The 13447-nt window shown below is 71.1% G+C and carries 13 protein-coding genes; 4 read left to right on the plus strand and 9 right to left on the minus strand.

Annotated elements, in window-relative coordinates:
- Positions 1–48: 48 nt before the first annotated feature.
- The 3 genes from SPRI_RS11465 to ureA form a co-directional block, all read right to left on the minus strand.
- A complete protein-coding gene (locus tag SPRI_RS11465) occupies positions 49–1065 on the minus strand; it encodes an agmatine deiminase family protein (RefSeq protein ID WP_005311485.1) in 1017 nt (338 codons plus the stop codon).
- 89 nt (positions 1066–1154) lie between these two features.
- Positions 1155–2888: an urease subunit alpha gene (locus SPRI_RS11470; RefSeq protein WP_182327812.1), complete on the minus strand. Its 1734-nt coding sequence runs from the start codon at positions 2886–2888 to the stop codon at positions 1155–1157.
- Positions 2885–3577, minus strand: a complete 693-nt coding sequence (gene ureA / locus SPRI_RS11475; RefSeq protein WP_005311494.1) for an urease subunit gamma — start codon at positions 3575–3577, stop codon at positions 2885–2887. The genes SPRI_RS11470 and ureA overlap by 4 nt, the downstream gene beginning before the upstream one ends.
- Before the next feature lie 141 nt (positions 3578–3718).
- Between ureA and SPRI_RS11480 the strand changes: the two genes are divergently transcribed.
- Complete coding sequence (locus SPRI_RS11480) at positions 3719–5140, plus strand: cytosine permease (RefSeq protein ID WP_037773683.1); 1422 nt, start codon at positions 3719–3721, stop codon at positions 5138–5140.
- 53 nt (positions 5141–5193) lie between these two features.
- Here the strand turns inward: SPRI_RS11480 and SPRI_RS11485 are convergent, their stop codons facing one another.
- From SPRI_RS11485 to SPRI_RS39735, 3 genes are all read right to left on the minus strand, one after another.
- A complete protein-coding gene (locus SPRI_RS11485) occupies positions 5194–6300 on the minus strand; it encodes a branched-chain amino acid aminotransferase (RefSeq protein ID WP_005311497.1) in 1107 nt (368 codons plus the stop codon).
- Between the two features lie 260 nt (positions 6301–6560).
- Positions 6561–7604: a 3-isopropylmalate dehydrogenase gene (locus SPRI_RS11490; protein WP_005311500.1), complete on the minus strand. Its 1044-nt coding sequence runs from the start codon at positions 7602–7604 to the stop codon at positions 6561–6563.
- Positions 7605–7674: 70 nt separating this feature from the next.
- Positions 7675–7803, minus strand: a complete 129-nt coding sequence (locus tag SPRI_RS39735) for a hypothetical protein (RefSeq protein WP_086025584.1) — start codon at positions 7801–7803, stop codon at positions 7675–7677.
- Positions 7804–8073: 270 nt separating this feature from the next.
- Between SPRI_RS39735 and SPRI_RS11495 the strand changes: the two genes are divergently transcribed.
- A complete protein-coding gene (locus SPRI_RS11495) occupies positions 8074–8412 on the plus strand; it encodes a PadR family transcriptional regulator (protein WP_037773684.1) in 339 nt (112 codons plus the stop codon).
- Positions 8409–9134: a hypothetical protein gene (locus SPRI_RS11500; protein ID WP_037773685.1), complete on the plus strand. Its 726-nt coding sequence runs from the start codon at positions 8409–8411 to the stop codon at positions 9132–9134. Before SPRI_RS11495 ends, SPRI_RS11500 begins: the two co-directional genes overlap by 4 nt.
- A gap of 178 nt (positions 9135–9312) precedes the next feature.
- On the opposite strand, the gene SPRI_RS11505 is transcribed toward SPRI_RS11500, so the two are convergent.
- On the minus strand, positions 9313–9720 hold the full coding sequence (locus SPRI_RS11505; protein ID WP_050791474.1) for a hypothetical protein: 408 nt from the start codon (positions 9718–9720) through the stop codon (positions 9313–9315).
- A gap of 115 nt (positions 9721–9835) precedes the next feature.
- Here SPRI_RS11505 and SPRI_RS11510 point away from each other — a divergent pair, with 115 nt between their 5' ends.
- Positions 9836–10675 carry a DUF1206 domain-containing protein gene (locus tag SPRI_RS11510; protein ID WP_005311508.1) on the plus strand — a complete coding sequence of 280 codons (840 nt, stop codon included), beginning with the start codon at positions 9836–9838 and terminating at the stop codon, positions 10673–10675.
- Between the two features lie 94 nt (positions 10676–10769).
- Here the strand turns inward: SPRI_RS11510 and pruA are convergent, their stop codons facing one another.
- Positions 10770–12401 carry an L-glutamate gamma-semialdehyde dehydrogenase gene (gene pruA, locus SPRI_RS11515; RefSeq protein WP_005311510.1) on the minus strand — a complete coding sequence of 544 codons (1632 nt, stop codon included), beginning with the start codon at positions 12399–12401 and terminating at the stop codon, positions 10770–10772.
- Positions 12402–12436: 35 nt separating this feature from the next.
- Positions 12437–13363 (minus strand): proline dehydrogenase family protein, encoded by a 927-nt coding sequence (locus SPRI_RS11520; protein ID WP_005311512.1) that lies wholly within the window; start codon positions 13361–13363, stop codon positions 12437–12439.
- Between the last annotated feature and the right edge of the window lie 84 nt (positions 13364–13447).

Here is a 13447-nt window from a genome sequence, read left to right on the forward strand (position 1 = left end):
CTGGTCACCTGTACGTTCTACCCGATCCCGCGCCGCCGGCGCCCGGACTCAGACCCGCGGCTGCTGCTGGGTGATGCAGTGGATGCCGCCGCCGCCCGCGAAGATCGCCCTCGCGTCCACCAGCGTCACCGTCCGCTCGGGGAAGAGCCGCCGGAAGATGCCCGCCGCGATCTCGTCGCGCGGGTCGTCGAAGGCGCAGAGGACCAGGCCGCCGTTGCACAGATAGTGGTTGATGTACGAGTAGTCGACCCACTCGCCGTCCTCGTCGCGGAGCTTCGTCGGGGCCGGGACCTCGACGACCTCCAGGCGGCGTCCCCTGGCGTCCGTCTGGGCCGAGAGCAGCGCGACGTTCGCCTTGCACTGTTCGTGGTCCGGGTGGGACGGGTCGGGCTGGGTGTGGACCACGACGACGCCGGGGCGGGCGAAGGCGGCGACGATGTCGACGTGACCGCGGGTGCCGTACGTGCGGTAGTCCCCGCTCAGGCCGCGCGGCAGCCAGATGGCCTTTGTCGTGCCGAGCCGGGCGTGGATCTCCGCCTCGACCTCCGCGCGGGTCCAGCCGGGGTTCCGCTCGGGGCCGAGCTGGACGGTGTCCGTGAGCAGGACGGTGCCCTCGCCGTCGACGTGGATCGCGCCACCCTCGTTGACCAGCGGCGAGGGGTGCACGGGCACGCCCGCGAGGTCCGCGACATGGCGGGCGATCTTGGCGTCGTGCTCCCAGCGCGCCCATTCGGCCGCGCCCCAGCCGTTGAACACCCAGTCCACGGCGGCCAGTCGGGAGCCGTCGGTGACGAAGGTCGGGCCGATGTCGCGCATCCAGGCGTCGTCCAGGTCACGTTCGACGATCTCGATGTCCGGACCGAGGAGTTCACGGGCCGAGGCCACCTGCCCCGTGCCGGCGACCACGGTCACCGGCTCGAAGTGGCGTACGGCCCGTGCCACGGACGCCCATGCCGCGCGGGCCTCCGCGAGCTCCGCCTCGTCGGTGAAGGTCGGGTTGGGGCCGGGCCAGGCCATCCAGGTGCGCTCGTGCGGGGCCCATTCGGCCGGCATGCGGAAGGTCACGGCAAGTCCTAAGGCGTCGTTGACTGGCAGGAGAGGACGGGGAAGAAGGAGAGGGGCTGTGCGGAGGGAGGGGACTGCGAAGGGCGGGCTCAGAGGAAGTAGAGGCGGTTCAGCGAGACGGACTCGGCCGGACTCGAGCGCAGCGGGTCGCCGTCGAGGGTGACCAGTCCGCTGTGTCCGTCCACCGACACGTCCCCCAGCCGGGAGTTGAGCAGCAGGTCGCCCGGACCGATGCCGCGGGTGCCTCGCACGGCGACGCGACGCCGGCGGGTGGGCATCAGATCGGAGCCGAGGTCCACGGCGGCCTGGGCGACGAACGCCACCGAGATGTCCGCAGGTGTCGCCCCGTGGGCCCCGAACTGCGGTCCGAGCACGAGCGGTTCGCAGGTGTCCGTCGCGGCGTTGGGGTCGCCGACCACCCCGTACGCGGGGAAGCCCGACTTCAGCACCAGCTGGGGCTTGGCCCCGAAGAACTCGGGCCGCCACAGCACGATGTCGGCCATCTTGCCGGGCTCGATGGAGCCGATCTCGTGGGCGAGTCCGTGCGCGAGGGCGGGATTGATCGTCAGCTTGGCGAGGTAGCGCAGCACGCGTGCGTTGTCGTCGTGCGCGCCGTCGCCGTCCAGGGGCCCTCGTTCCGCCTTCATCTTGCCGGCCATGGCGAAGGTGCGGCGTACGGTCTCCCCCGCGCGCCCCATGCCCTGCGCGTCCGACGAGGTGATGCCGATCGCCCCGAGGTCGTGCAGGACGTCCTCCGCGCCCATCGTCCCGGCGCGGATCCGGTCGCGGGCCATGGCCGCGTCGCCCGGCAGGTCGGTCTTGAGGTCGTGGACGGAGACGATCATGCCGTAGTGCTCGGCGACGGCGTCCCGGCCGAAGGGCAGCGTCGGGTTGGTGGACGAGCCGATGACGTTCGGCACGCCCGCCATCTTGAGCACGTTCGGTACGTGCCCTCCGCCGCAGCCCTCGATGTGGAAGGCGTGGATCGTCCGTCCGTCGAGCACCCGCAGGGTGTCCTCGACGGACAGGCACTCGTTCAGGCCGTCACTGTGCAGGGCGACCTGTACGTCGTGCTCCTCCGCGACGCGCAGCGCGGTGTCCAGGGCGCGGGTGTGGGCGCCCATGTCCTCGTGGACCTTGAAGCCGGACGCGCCGCCCTCGGCGAGCGCCTCGACGAGCGGCGCCGGGTCGGAGGACGAACCGCGGGCGAGGAAGCCGATGTTGACGGGCCAGGCGTCGAAGGCGTTGAAGGCGTGCCGCAGCGCCCAGGGCGAGTTGACGCCGACGCCCCACACGGGTCCGAACTCCTGGCCGATGACGGTGGTGACACCGGAGGCGAGGGAGGCCTCCATGATGCGGGGCGAGAGCAGGTGGACGTGGGTGTCGACGGCGCCCGCGGTGGCGATGAGCCCCTCACCGGAGACGATCGAGGTGCCGGTGCCGACGACGACGTCGACGCCGTCGAGGGTGTCGGGGTTGCCGGCCCGGCCGACGGCGTGGACACGGCCCTCGCGGATGCCGATGGAGACCTTGCGGATGCCCAGCACGGCGTCGATCACCAGGACGTTGCTGATGACGACGTCGCAGGTCTCCCGGACGGCGGCCGCCTTGAGGTGCAGTCCGTCGCGTGCCGTCTTGCCGAAGCCGGCCAGGAACTCGTCACCGGGCTTCTGCGCGTCGGACTCGACCCGTACGACGAGGCCGGAGTCGCCGAGGACGACACGGTCCCCGGCGCGGGGTCCGTGCACGGATGCGTATTCGTGGGGGTCGATGTCCCGGGGTGCGGGCCGGTGGTGGTCGTGGTGCCTGGTGGGCCTGCTCATCCTGTCGCTCCTTCCACGCCCAGGTAGCCGCAGGCGGCCGCTCTGCGCAGGGCTTCGTCCTTCGCGCCGGGCGCGTCCAGCGGTCCGTCGACCAGGCCGGCGAACCCGATGGCGATGCGGTCGCCGCCGATCGGCACGAGGCCGACCTCCGCCTCGCCGCCGGGGTCGAAGCGGACGGAGGAGCCGGCCGGCACCGCGAGCCGCATGCCGTAGGCGGCGGCGCGGTCGAAGCGCAGCCGGGGGTTGGCCTCGAAGAAGTGGAAGTGCGAGGTGACGCTGACCGGCACGGGCGCGGTGTTGCGCACGGTGAGGACGACGTCCGGTTCGCGGTCCGGGTCCGCGGGGCCGGGGATCAGCGCCCCGGGCGCGCTCTCCCCCATCCGGCCGCCCCCGATGGGGTCGGAGACGATCGCGAGGCGGGAGCCGTCGTCGAAGACGGCCTCGACATGGACCTCGGTGACGACATCGGCGACGCCGGGGAGGACGTCGTCGGGGCCGAGTATCGAGCGGGCGGCCTCGATGGCCTCCGCGAGCCGGCGCCCGTCGCGAGCCGCCTCGCAGACCGTGTCCGCGACGAGCGCGGTGGCCTCCGGGACATTGAGCCGCAGACCGCGGGCCCTGCGCGCCCTGGCCAGCTCGGCGGCGCCGAAGAGCAGCAGCCGGTCGCGCTCGGTCGGGGTCAGTCGCATGTCATCACACCTCCATCTTTGAGCGTCACTCTAACAATGGCTTCCATCGAAAGAAACCATTGACTTGATACGAGGCGTGCCTCACATTGAGCAGCATTCAATTTGAACGCCACTCAAACTCCGAAGGTGAGGGACTGCCGTATGCCGGTGGAACAGCGCGGAGTCGACACCGTCCCCGAAGAGGAGCGCACCAGCACTCCTCGCGATCTCGTCTCGATCCTGCTCGGGTCGAACCTCTGCCTGGGGGTGATCGTCTTCGGCTGGCTCCCGGTCTCGTTCGGCCTCGGCCTGTGGCCGTCCGTCACCTCGGTGGTCGCCGGCACGATCGTCGGGGTGGCCGTCACCGCCCCGCTGGCCCTCGTCTCGCTGCGCACCGCGACCAACCTGTCGACGTCCAGCGGCGCGGCCTTCGGCGTCCGGGGCCGGCTCGTGGGCTCCGTCGTCGGCCTGCTGCTCTCGCTCGGCTACACGGCGCTGACCCTGTGGATCGGCGGCGACGTGGTGATCGGCACGCTGGCCCGCCTCGCGGGCCTGCCCACCGGCGGCCTCGCCCACACCCTCGTCTACGCACTGCTCGCGGCCTGCACCGTCGTCGGCGCCGTGTACGGCTACCGGCTGCTGCTGCGGCTCAGCAAGGTCCTGGCCGTCGGCATGACCGCGCTCCTGCTGCTCGGGATCGTCGCGTACGCCCCGGACCTCACTACCGCGGCGCCGCCCGACACCCCGTACCTGCTGGGCTCGTTCTGGCCGACCTGGGTGCTGTCGGCGGTGGCCGCCGGACTCAGCGGACCGATCGCCTTCATCACCCTGCTCGGCGACTACACCCGCTACATCTCGCCGCTGCGCCACCGCCCGCGGCGGGTGCTCGGCGCCACCTGCGTGGGGCTGACGGCCGGGCTGCTCGTCCCGCAGCTCTTCGGCACGTACACGGCGCTGGCCGCACGCGCCGGGGCCGACTACGCCGGCCCGCTCGTCGCCGCGTCCCCCGCCTGGTACCTCGTCCCGCTGCTGATCGCCGCCGCCGCGGGCTCGGTCGGCAACGCGGGACTGATGCTGTACTCGATGGGCCTCGACCTCGACGCGATCCTGCCGCGCGCCACCCGCACCCGCGCCACGCTGGTGGTGGCCGTCGTGGCCACGGCGTTCGTGTTCGCCGGCCACTTCGGGTGGAACGCCCAGTCGGCCATGACGTCGTTCGTGCTGCTGCTCACCGCGGTGGGCGCCCCCTGGGCGGTGATCACGCTGATGGCGCACGTCCGCTGCGCGGGCGTGTACGACGCGGAGGCCCTCCAGGTCTACAACCGCCGTGCGCGAGGCGGCGTCTACTGGTTCCGTTCCGGCTGGAACGTGCGCGCCACGGTGTCCTGGGCGCTGGGCGCGGCCGTGGGACTCGCGGCCGTCTCCACCCCGCTCTACGAAGGACCGCTCCTCGGCCTCACCGGCGGCATCGACTGCAGCTTCGTCCTGTCGGGCGTGGTGGGAGGTATCGCGTACGCGGCGCTGCGTGCGGGCGCTGCGCCCGCCGCCGTGAGCGCGCCGGTCGCGGAGACGGCTGCCTCGTGAACGCGACGGCCCGCCCCGGGAGCCGGGGCGGGCCGTCGTGGTGACGCGGGGCGTCAGCCCAGTTCGTGCATCCAGCCGTGGACGTCCTCGCCGGAGCCCGTCTGGATGTCGAGGAGAGCCTTGCGCAGCCTCATGGTGACTTCGCCCGGCTGCCCGCCGGACTGCGTCCACTCGCCGCGGGCGGACTTCACCCGGCCGACCGGGGTGATCACCGCGGCCGTACCGCAGGCGAAGACCTCCTTGAGCGTGCCGTTCTCGGTGTCGGCCTGCCACTGGTCGATGGAGATCCGGCCCTCCTCCGACCCATAGCCGAGGTCCTTGGCCAGGGTGAGGAGCGAGTCGCGGGTGATGCCGGCGAGGAGCGAGCCGGTGAGCTCGGGGGTGACGATCTTGAGGTCGCCGCCGGGGGCCGTCTCGTAGACGAAGTACAGGTTCATGCCGCCCAGTTCCTCGACCCACCTGTGCTCGACGGCGTCGAGGTAGGCGACCTGGTCGCAGCCCTTCTGCGCGGCCTCGGCCTGGGCGAGCAGGGACGCGGCGTAGTTGCCGCCGGTCTTGGCGTCGCCCATGCCGCCGGGGACGGCGCGGACCCGGTCCTCGGAGAGCCAGATGGAGACGGGCTTGACGCCGCCGGGGAAGTACGCGCCGGCCGGCGAGGCGATGACGAGGAAGAGGTACTCGTTGGCGGGCTTCACACCCAGACCGACCTCGCTCGCGATCATGAACGGGCGGAGGTAGAGGGACGCCTCGCCGCCGTGGGCGGGGACCCACGCCTTGTCCTGCTGGACCAGCGCGTCGCAGGCGGCGATGAAGGTGTCGACCGGCAGCTCGGGCATCGCCAGGCGGCGCGCGGAACGCTGGAAGCGCTCGGCGTTGGCCTCGGGGCGGAAGGTGGCCACGGAACCGTCGGGGCGGCGGTACGCCTTGAGGCCTTCGAAGATCTCCTGCGCGTAGTGCAGGGTCATGTTGGCCGGGTCCATGGACAGCGGCCCGTAAGGAACAAGCTCGCCGTCGTGCCAGCCACGCCCCTCCGTCCACCTGATCGTCACCATGTGGTCGGTGAAGTGGCGGCCGAATCCCGGATTGGCCAGGATCGCCTCGCGCTCCGCGTCGGACAGCGGGTGCGAGGAGGGCTTGAGCTCGATCGTGGGCGTCGTCATGAGTGCAGTGTCCTTCACCGGTTGTTGTGACGGACCGCGCTCACGCCCACTGCTTGGACATCCGAGCATCGCCGTGCGACACGGCCCACGTCCGATTATCGCCCGTGGGGATCCGTGCAGGGAACGGCGTGAGTACGGCCCAGGTTCTGATGGTGGCACCCGGGGGCCGCACAGGAAAAGCCGCCGGGCGCGGTGGAGAATGCGACCCGGCGGCTTCTTGGGGTGTCCGGGGGACGCCCCCGGAAGTCGGTTTTCCCGGGTCAGCTCGCTACTCGTACCGCGAGCGCGTCGCCGATCTCGTCCGTGGTGCGGGTCGTGCCCGGCGCACGCTCCGCGAGGTCGGCGGCCACGGCCTCCTCGATGCGGACCGCCTCGTGCTCGTGGCCGAGGTGGCGCAGCAGGAGGGCGACCGACAGGATCGTGGCGGTGGGGTCGGCCTTGCCCTGGCCGGCGATGTCGGGGGCCGAGCCGTGGACCGGCTCGAACATCGACGGGAACTCGCCGGTCGGGTTGATGTTGCCGGAGGCGGCCAGGCCGATGCCGCCGGTCACGGCAGCGGCGAGGTCGGTGAGGATGTCGCCGAAGAGGTTGTCGGTGACGATGACGTCGAAGCGCTCCGGCTGGGTGACGAAGAAGATCGTCGCGGCGTCGACGTGCAGATAGTCGGTGGTGACCTCGGGGTACTCCTGGCCGACCCTGTCGAAGATGTTCTTCCACATGTGCCCCGCGTAGACGAGCACGTTGTTCTTGTGGACGAGCGTCAGCTTCTTACGGGGGCGGGAGTCGGCCCGCTCGTACGCGTCGCGGACGACGCGCTCCACGCCGTAGGCCGTGTTGAGGCTGACCTCGGTGGCGACCTCGGCGGGCGTACCGGTGCGCAGGGAACCGCCGTTGCCCGTGTACGGGCCCTCTGTGCCCTCGCGCACGACGACGAAGTCGATGTCGGGGCGGCCGGCCAGCGGGGTGGCCGTGTTCGGGAAGAGCTTCGACGGACGCAGGTTGACGTAGTGGTCGAAGGCGAACCGCAGCTTCAGCAGCAGACCGCGCTCCAGCACACCGGAGGGCACCGACGGGTCGCCGATGGCGCCGAGGAGGATCGCGTCGTGGTTCTTGAGGGAGTCGAGCTCCGCGTCGGGGAGGGTCTCCCCGGTGCGGTGCCAGCGCTGGGCGCCGAGGTCGTACTCCTTGGTCTCCAGCTTCACATCCTGAGGCAGGACCGCGGCAAGGACCTTCAGGCCCTGCGCCACGACCTCCTGGCCGATGCCGTCACCGGGGACAACTGCGAGATTGATGCTGCGAGACATGTCGGCACCCTACTCCGCGTCCCATCCAATGACATGGGACGTCCACGATATGGACGCGGATTATTGTCGTTCAGTGTCCGGTGGAGCCGCCGTTGTCCCGGCGGTCGAGGGCACGCTGCAGGGCGGCGGCGGCGTTCTTGCGGTCGGACTCGGTGGTGCGGGAGGCGTGACGGACTCGGCGGGCGGTCGCAGCGGTCATGATGATCGACTCCTTGAGATCAGAAGAGATTTCGAGGCGCCGGAAGGGGCGGGGAGTGCGCCGCAGGGGTTGCCTGCCTGGGGGCGCGGACTCGGAACCGCCATTCGCTGGATCGAGCGAGACGTTCGGCTCCTACAAAGCTAGGCCAGTCGGGCCGCTCTGTCTCCACAATTACTCGGACTTCCTACTATCTGAGACGCGATCTTGCGCGGAAGAACTGCGCCGCCATCTAGGTTGCTTCCCTACCTAGCTGGTGATGGAATGCGGACCATGGCCGCAGACCGCAGATCCAGCTGGCTCAAAGGCGTACTCGACCTGCTCGTCCTGTCCTGTCTCAAGGACGGCGAGAGCTACGGCTACGAGATCTCCAAGGCCCTGGCCGAGGCCGGGGTCGGCCGCATCAAGGGCGGGACGCTCTACCCGGTGCTCAACCGCCTCGAGGAGGCCGGGCTCGTCACGGCCGAGTTCAGGGCCGCGGAGCGCGGGCCGGGGCGCCGCTACTACCGGCTCACCGAGCAGGGGCGCGAGCACCTGACCGCCGAGAGCGGCGCGTGGCTGGAGTTCCACACCGCCGTCAGGACCACGCTGTTCACAGGGGGAACGACATGACGACCGACCACGCAGGGTATTTCGGGGAACTCGCCGCGGCACTTGGCGCCGCGGGCGTTCCCGCGGACCGGATCGACGCCACCGTCTCCGAGCTCGCCGCCCATCTCGCGGAGACCGGCAGTACCCCGGAGGAGGAGTTCGGCCCGGCTGCCGCCTTCGCAGCGCGGCTGGGCGGCACCACGCCCGACGTGACCGGTCCCGCCGACGAGGCGGAGACCTGGACGTGGACCGCCGACGTCTACAACGACCGCAGGCTGCTGGCACTCCACGGCGACCAGGGCTGGGAGGTCGAACGGCTCGACGCATTGGGCCGGTTCGTGTGCCGGCGCACTTCCGGCACGGCGCTCCGCTGGGAGTACCGCCGCGAGATCGTCGGCGAACGGCGGCGCGAGGGACTGCTCGACCGCCTCGAGCCCGACGGCTGGGAGCTGTGCGGCGAGTGGTTCTTCTACGCGTACTTCAAACGCCCCAAGGCGGCGAGCACCGGGCCGGCCGCCGCTCTCACCGCCCTGCCGCAACGCCCGTCCCGCTCCTGGTACATAGGGACAAGGGCATGGCTCCTCGCCGTGGGCTGGCCGGTGGCCGTCGCCCTGATCCTCATGGCGTACGTGACGGACCGTCTCGGCTTCGCGGTCACCTTCCCGGCCCTGCTCGCCGGCGCCGTCGGCATGGCGCTCTGGACCCGGCGGCAGCTGACCAAGGGGGCAGGGAACGCCGTGTGACACCAGGCGGACCGGCATCGCGGCCGCTCCCCGCGTGGTCCCGCCGGGCTCCGGTGTCCGGCGCGGGCGGCACGCCGCACCGTGACGCCCGCGCGGACACCGCCTCCGCTGACGCGAGGAGGGTCACTGCGGGCGCCGGCTCCGGAAGCCCGGCGGGGTGAGGGGAGTTGGCCGGCTGCTAAAGCCTGCCGCCGGTGAGGCGGGACAGCGGGCCGCGCTGCCTGAGGCCCGCACGCCGTCCGAGCGCGTAGGAGCCTGCCACCGCGGTGGCGACACCCGTACCGGCTCCGGCCACGATCGCCTTGCGCGCCTTGACGAGCGTCCACACGACGCCTGCCTTGCCGACCGTCGCGCCTGCGGCGGTGGAGGCCGCCTGCTGGACCGTCCTGGCCGCAGTCAGCGCCTTCTCCGTGGCCATGCCGCCGATGCCCTGGGCCATCTCGCCGGTGCGGCGGGCGGTCTCCTGTGCCTTGGACGACGCCTTCGCCGGCGCCTCGGCGGCCGACCGGGCCCGCCCCTGTGCGGCGGCGGCCGTCTTCTTCGTCGTCGTACGTGCCTGGGTCGTCTTCTTCTCGGTCTCAGCCATGCCGTTCGGGTATCCGCCCACGGCGCACGCAAACTGAGCGGTCGTCACCGCGTGTGGTCGGCGCCGTCCCGTTTCCGGGAGAACCGCCAGGGCATCCGCGTACCGGAGGTGGCCCATGAACGCACGCACATTGACGGTGCCCGGCCGGGCCCGCGCCCGCCGGGCGGCGAACAGTTCCTTCGTCGAAGCAGCCGCGCGCTGGGGATTCGTGGCGCGCGGGGTGATCTACCTGCTCGTCGGGGCACTGGCCCTGCACATCGCCTTCGGAGGCAGCGGCCGGCAGGCCGACCGCGGCGGCGCGCTCACCCAGTTGTCGGAGCAGCCGTTCAGCTCCGTACTGCTGTGGGCGCTCGGTGCCGGACTGACCGGCATGGCCCTGTGGCGGCTCTCCGAAGCGCTCTTCGGCGCCGCGGGAGCCGACGGGCACAAGGCACGCAAGCGACTGCTGTCCGCGGGCCGCTGTCTCTTCTACGGGTTCGTCGCCTACTCCGTCCTCGCGTTCGCCGCGGGTGAGAGCAGCAGCGGCAGCGGCTCGAGCGACCGGCAGTCGCAGGACGTGACGGCCAGGGCGCTGGAACTGCCCGGGGGCCGGTGGATCGTCGGCCTGGCCGGTGCCGGCATCGTCGCCGCCGGTGCCTGGATCGCCGTGCGCGCCGCGCTGCGCAAGTACCGCAAGCACCTGAAGCAGGGCGGCATGTCGCGCCGGACACGGCGGCTGATCGACGTGACCGGCGTCGCGGGCGGCGTGGCCCGCGGGGTGCTGTTCGCGGCCCTCGGCGTCTTCGTGCTGAGCGCGGCGCTCAGCTACGAACCGGAGAAGGCCAAGGGCTTCGACGACACGCTGCGTTCCTTCGCGGAAACCCCCGCGGGCCCGTGGCTGCTGGTGCTCGTCGCAGCCGGCCTGGTGCTGTTCGGGATCTTCTCGTTCGCCATGGCGCGCGTGCGCCGGGTCTGAACCGGACGGGCGCGCGGCGGCCGCACATGGAAACCGCCCCCGTGCCGGCGTGGGGGCCGGGACGGGGGCGGAGTCTTGAGGGGCGACCGGAGGGTCAGCCCATGTGCGGGTAGGAGTAGTCGGTCGGCGGGACCAGCGTCTCCTTGATCGCACGGGTCAGCGTCCAGCGCATCAGGTTCTGCGGGGCGCCGGCCTTGTCGTTGGTGCCGGAGGCGCGGCCGCCGCCGAAGGGCTGCTGGCCGACGACGGCGCCGGTCGACTTGTCGTTGATGTAGAAGTTGCCCGCCGCGTAGCGGAGCTTCTCCATCGCGTGCGCCGCGGCGGCCCGGTCACCGGCGATGATCGAGCCGGTCAGCGCGTACGCCGACACCGACTCCATCTGCTCCAGCATCTCCTCGTACTTGTCGTCCTCGTAGACGTGGACGGCGAGGATCGGGCCGAAGTACTCGGTCGTGAAGACCTCGTTGGCGGCGTCGGAGCACTCGATGACGGTCGGGCGGACGAAGTAGCCGACCGAGTCGTCGTAGGTGCCGCCCGCGACGACCGTGCAGGACGGGTCCGACTTCGCGCGGTCGATCGCGGCCTTGTTCTTGGCGAAGGCGCGCTCGTCGATCACGGCGCCGACGAAGTTCGACAGATCGGTGACGTCACCCATCCTGATGCCGTCGACCTCGGCCGCGAACTCCTCCTTGAAGCCGGAGTTCCAGATCGAGGCCGGGACGTAGGCACGCGAGGACGCGGAGCACTTCTGGCCCTGGAACTCGAAGGAGCCGCGGGTCAGCGCCGTCTTCAGCACGGCGCGGTCGGCGCTGGGGTGCGCGACGACGAAGTCCTTGCCGCCCGTCTCGCCGACGATGCGCGGGTAGGAACGGTACTTCTCGATGTTGTTGCCGACCGTCTTCCACAGGTGCTGGAAGGTCTTGGTCGAGCCGGTGAAGTGGATACCGGCGAGCATCGGGTGCTCGAGGGCCACCTCGGAGACGGCGATGCCGTCGCCCGTCACCAGGTTGATGACGCCCTTCGGCAGACCGGCCTCCTCCAGCAGCTGCATCAGCAGCACGGCGGCGTGGGTCTGCGTCGGGGACGGCTTCCAGACGACGACGTTGCCCATCAGCGCGGGCGCGGTCGGCAGGTTGCCGGCGATGGCGGTGAAGTTGAACGGGGTGATCGCGTAGACGAAGCCCTCGAGCGGACGGTGGTCCAGACGGTTCCACACGCCCGGCGAGTTGGCCGGGGGCTGCTCGGCGAGCAGGTCACGCGCGTACTTGACGTTGAAGCGCCAGAAGTCGATCAGCTCGCAGGGGGTGTCGATCTCCGCCTGCTGCGCGGTCTTGGACTGACCGAGCATGGTGGAGGCGGCGAGCGTCTCGCGCCACGGGCCGGCCAGCAGCTCGGCGGCGCGCAGGATGATCGCGGCGCGGTCGTCGAACGACATCGCGCGCCAGGCCGGGGCGGCGGCGAGGGCGGCGTCGATCGCGTCCTGCGCGTCCTGCTGGGTGGCCGCGGCGAAGGTGCCGATGACGGCCTTGTGGTTGTGCGGCTGTACGACGTCGACACGCTCGCCGCCGCCCATCCGCTTCACACCGCCGATGGTCATCGGCAGCTCGATCGGGTTGTCGGCCAGCTCCTTGAGCTTGGCCTCGAGGCGGGCGCGCTCGGGCGAACCGGGGGCGTAGCCGTGCACCGGCTCGTTGACCGGGGCGGGGACCTGGGTGACAGCGTCCATGGGTTCCGTTGCTCCTTAGCGAGGGGTGGGAGGGCTCAGCCCTTGGTGATCATCGAGCGGAGGAAGAAGAGCAGGTTGGCCGGCTTCTCGGCCAGGCGGCGCATGAAGTAGCCGTACCAGTCGGTGCCGTAGGCGGTGTAGACCCGCATCCGGTGGCCCTCTGCCGCGAGGCGGACGTGCTCGTCGCTGCGGATGCCGTACAGCATCTGGAACTCGTAGTCGTCGAGCTTGCGCCCCGCGCCGCGGGCCAGCTCCTGCGTGATGGCGATCAGCCGCGGGTCGTGCGACCCGATCATCGGGTAGCCGTCGCCCTCCATCAGGATCTTCAGGATGCGGACGTACGCCTTGTCGATCTCGGCCTTGTCCTGGTACGCGACGGAGGCGGGCTCCTTGTACGCGCCCTTCACGATCCGGACCCGGCTGCCGGCCTCGGAGAGGCGGCGGGCGTCGCCCTCGGTGCGGAACAGGTAGGCCTGGATCACACAGCCGGTCTGCGGGAAGTCCTTGCGGAGCTCCTCGTGGATGGCAAACATCGAGTCGAGGGTGGTGTGGTCCTCGGCATCCAGCGTAACCGTGGTGCCGATGGCGGCGGCCGCCTCGACGACCGGGCGGACATTGGCGAGCGCCAGTTCGTGGCCGCCCTCGAGGGACTGGCCGAACATCGACAGCTTCACCGACATCTCGGCCTTGGTACCGAGGCCGAGGCCCGCGAGGTGCTCGATCAGCTCGAGGTAGGCATCGCGGGCGGCGGCGGCCTGCTCGCGGGTGGTGATGTCCTCACCGACGACGTCGAGGGTGACCTCGAGGCCCCTGGCCACGGCCTCCTTGACGACCGGAACGACCTGCTCGACCGTCTCACCGGCGATGAACCGGGCGACGACCTGCTTGGTCCCCGGGGCGGCCGACACGAAACGGCGCATCTTGTCGCTGCGCGAAGCGGCGAGGATCACGGGACCCAGCACGGGGCACCTCCACGGAACAGGTGTTGAAGTGGCCGGAACCGGAAGCTTGCGGAAACGGCACGAAGAACCACCCTGAACCTAAGG

The organism is Streptomyces pristinaespiralis (genome assembly GCF_001278075.1).
Taxonomy (GTDB): domain Bacteria; phylum Actinomycetota; class Actinomycetes; order Streptomycetales; family Streptomycetaceae; genus Streptomyces; species Streptomyces pristinaespiralis.

Excerpts from the sequence above, each read along its gene's own strand:
- SPRI_RS11470 (WP_182327812.1), bottom strand. The coding sequence starts at position 2,888 with ATGAGCAGGCCCACCAGGCACCACGACCACCACCGGCCCGCACCCCGG.
- ureA (WP_005311494.1), bottom strand. The coding sequence starts at position 3,577 with ATGCGACTGACCCCGACCGAGCGCGACCGGCTGCTGCTCTTCGGCGCC.
- SPRI_RS11480 (WP_037773683.1), top strand. The coding sequence starts at position 3,719 with ATGCCGGTGGAACAGCGCGGAGTCGACACCGTCCCCGAAGAGGAGCGC.
- SPRI_RS11485 (WP_005311497.1), bottom strand. The coding sequence starts at position 6,300 with ATGACGACGCCCACGATCGAGCTCAAGCCCTCCTCGCACCCGCTGTCC.
- SPRI_RS11490 (WP_005311500.1), bottom strand. The coding sequence starts at position 7,604 with ATGTCTCGCAGCATCAATCTCGCAGTTGTCCCCGGTGACGGCATCGGC.
- SPRI_RS39735 (WP_086025584.1), bottom strand. The coding sequence starts at position 7,803 with ATGACCGCTGCGACCGCCCGCCGAGTCCGTCACGCCTCCCGCACCACC.
- SPRI_RS11495 (WP_037773684.1), top strand. The coding sequence starts at position 8,074 with ATGGCCGCAGACCGCAGATCCAGCTGGCTCAAAGGCGTACTCGACCTG.
- SPRI_RS11500 (WP_037773685.1), top strand. The coding sequence starts at position 8,409 with ATGACGACCGACCACGCAGGGTATTTCGGGGAACTCGCCGCGGCACTT.
- SPRI_RS11505 (WP_050791474.1), bottom strand. The coding sequence starts at position 9,720 with ATGGCTGAGACCGAGAAGAAGACGACCCAGGCACGTACGACGACGAAG.
- SPRI_RS11510 (WP_005311508.1), top strand. The coding sequence starts at position 9,836 with ATGAACGCACGCACATTGACGGTGCCCGGCCGGGCCCGCGCCCGCCGG.
- pruA (WP_005311510.1), bottom strand. The coding sequence starts at position 12,401 with ATGGACGCTGTCACCCAGGTCCCCGCCCCGGTCAACGAGCCGGTGCAC.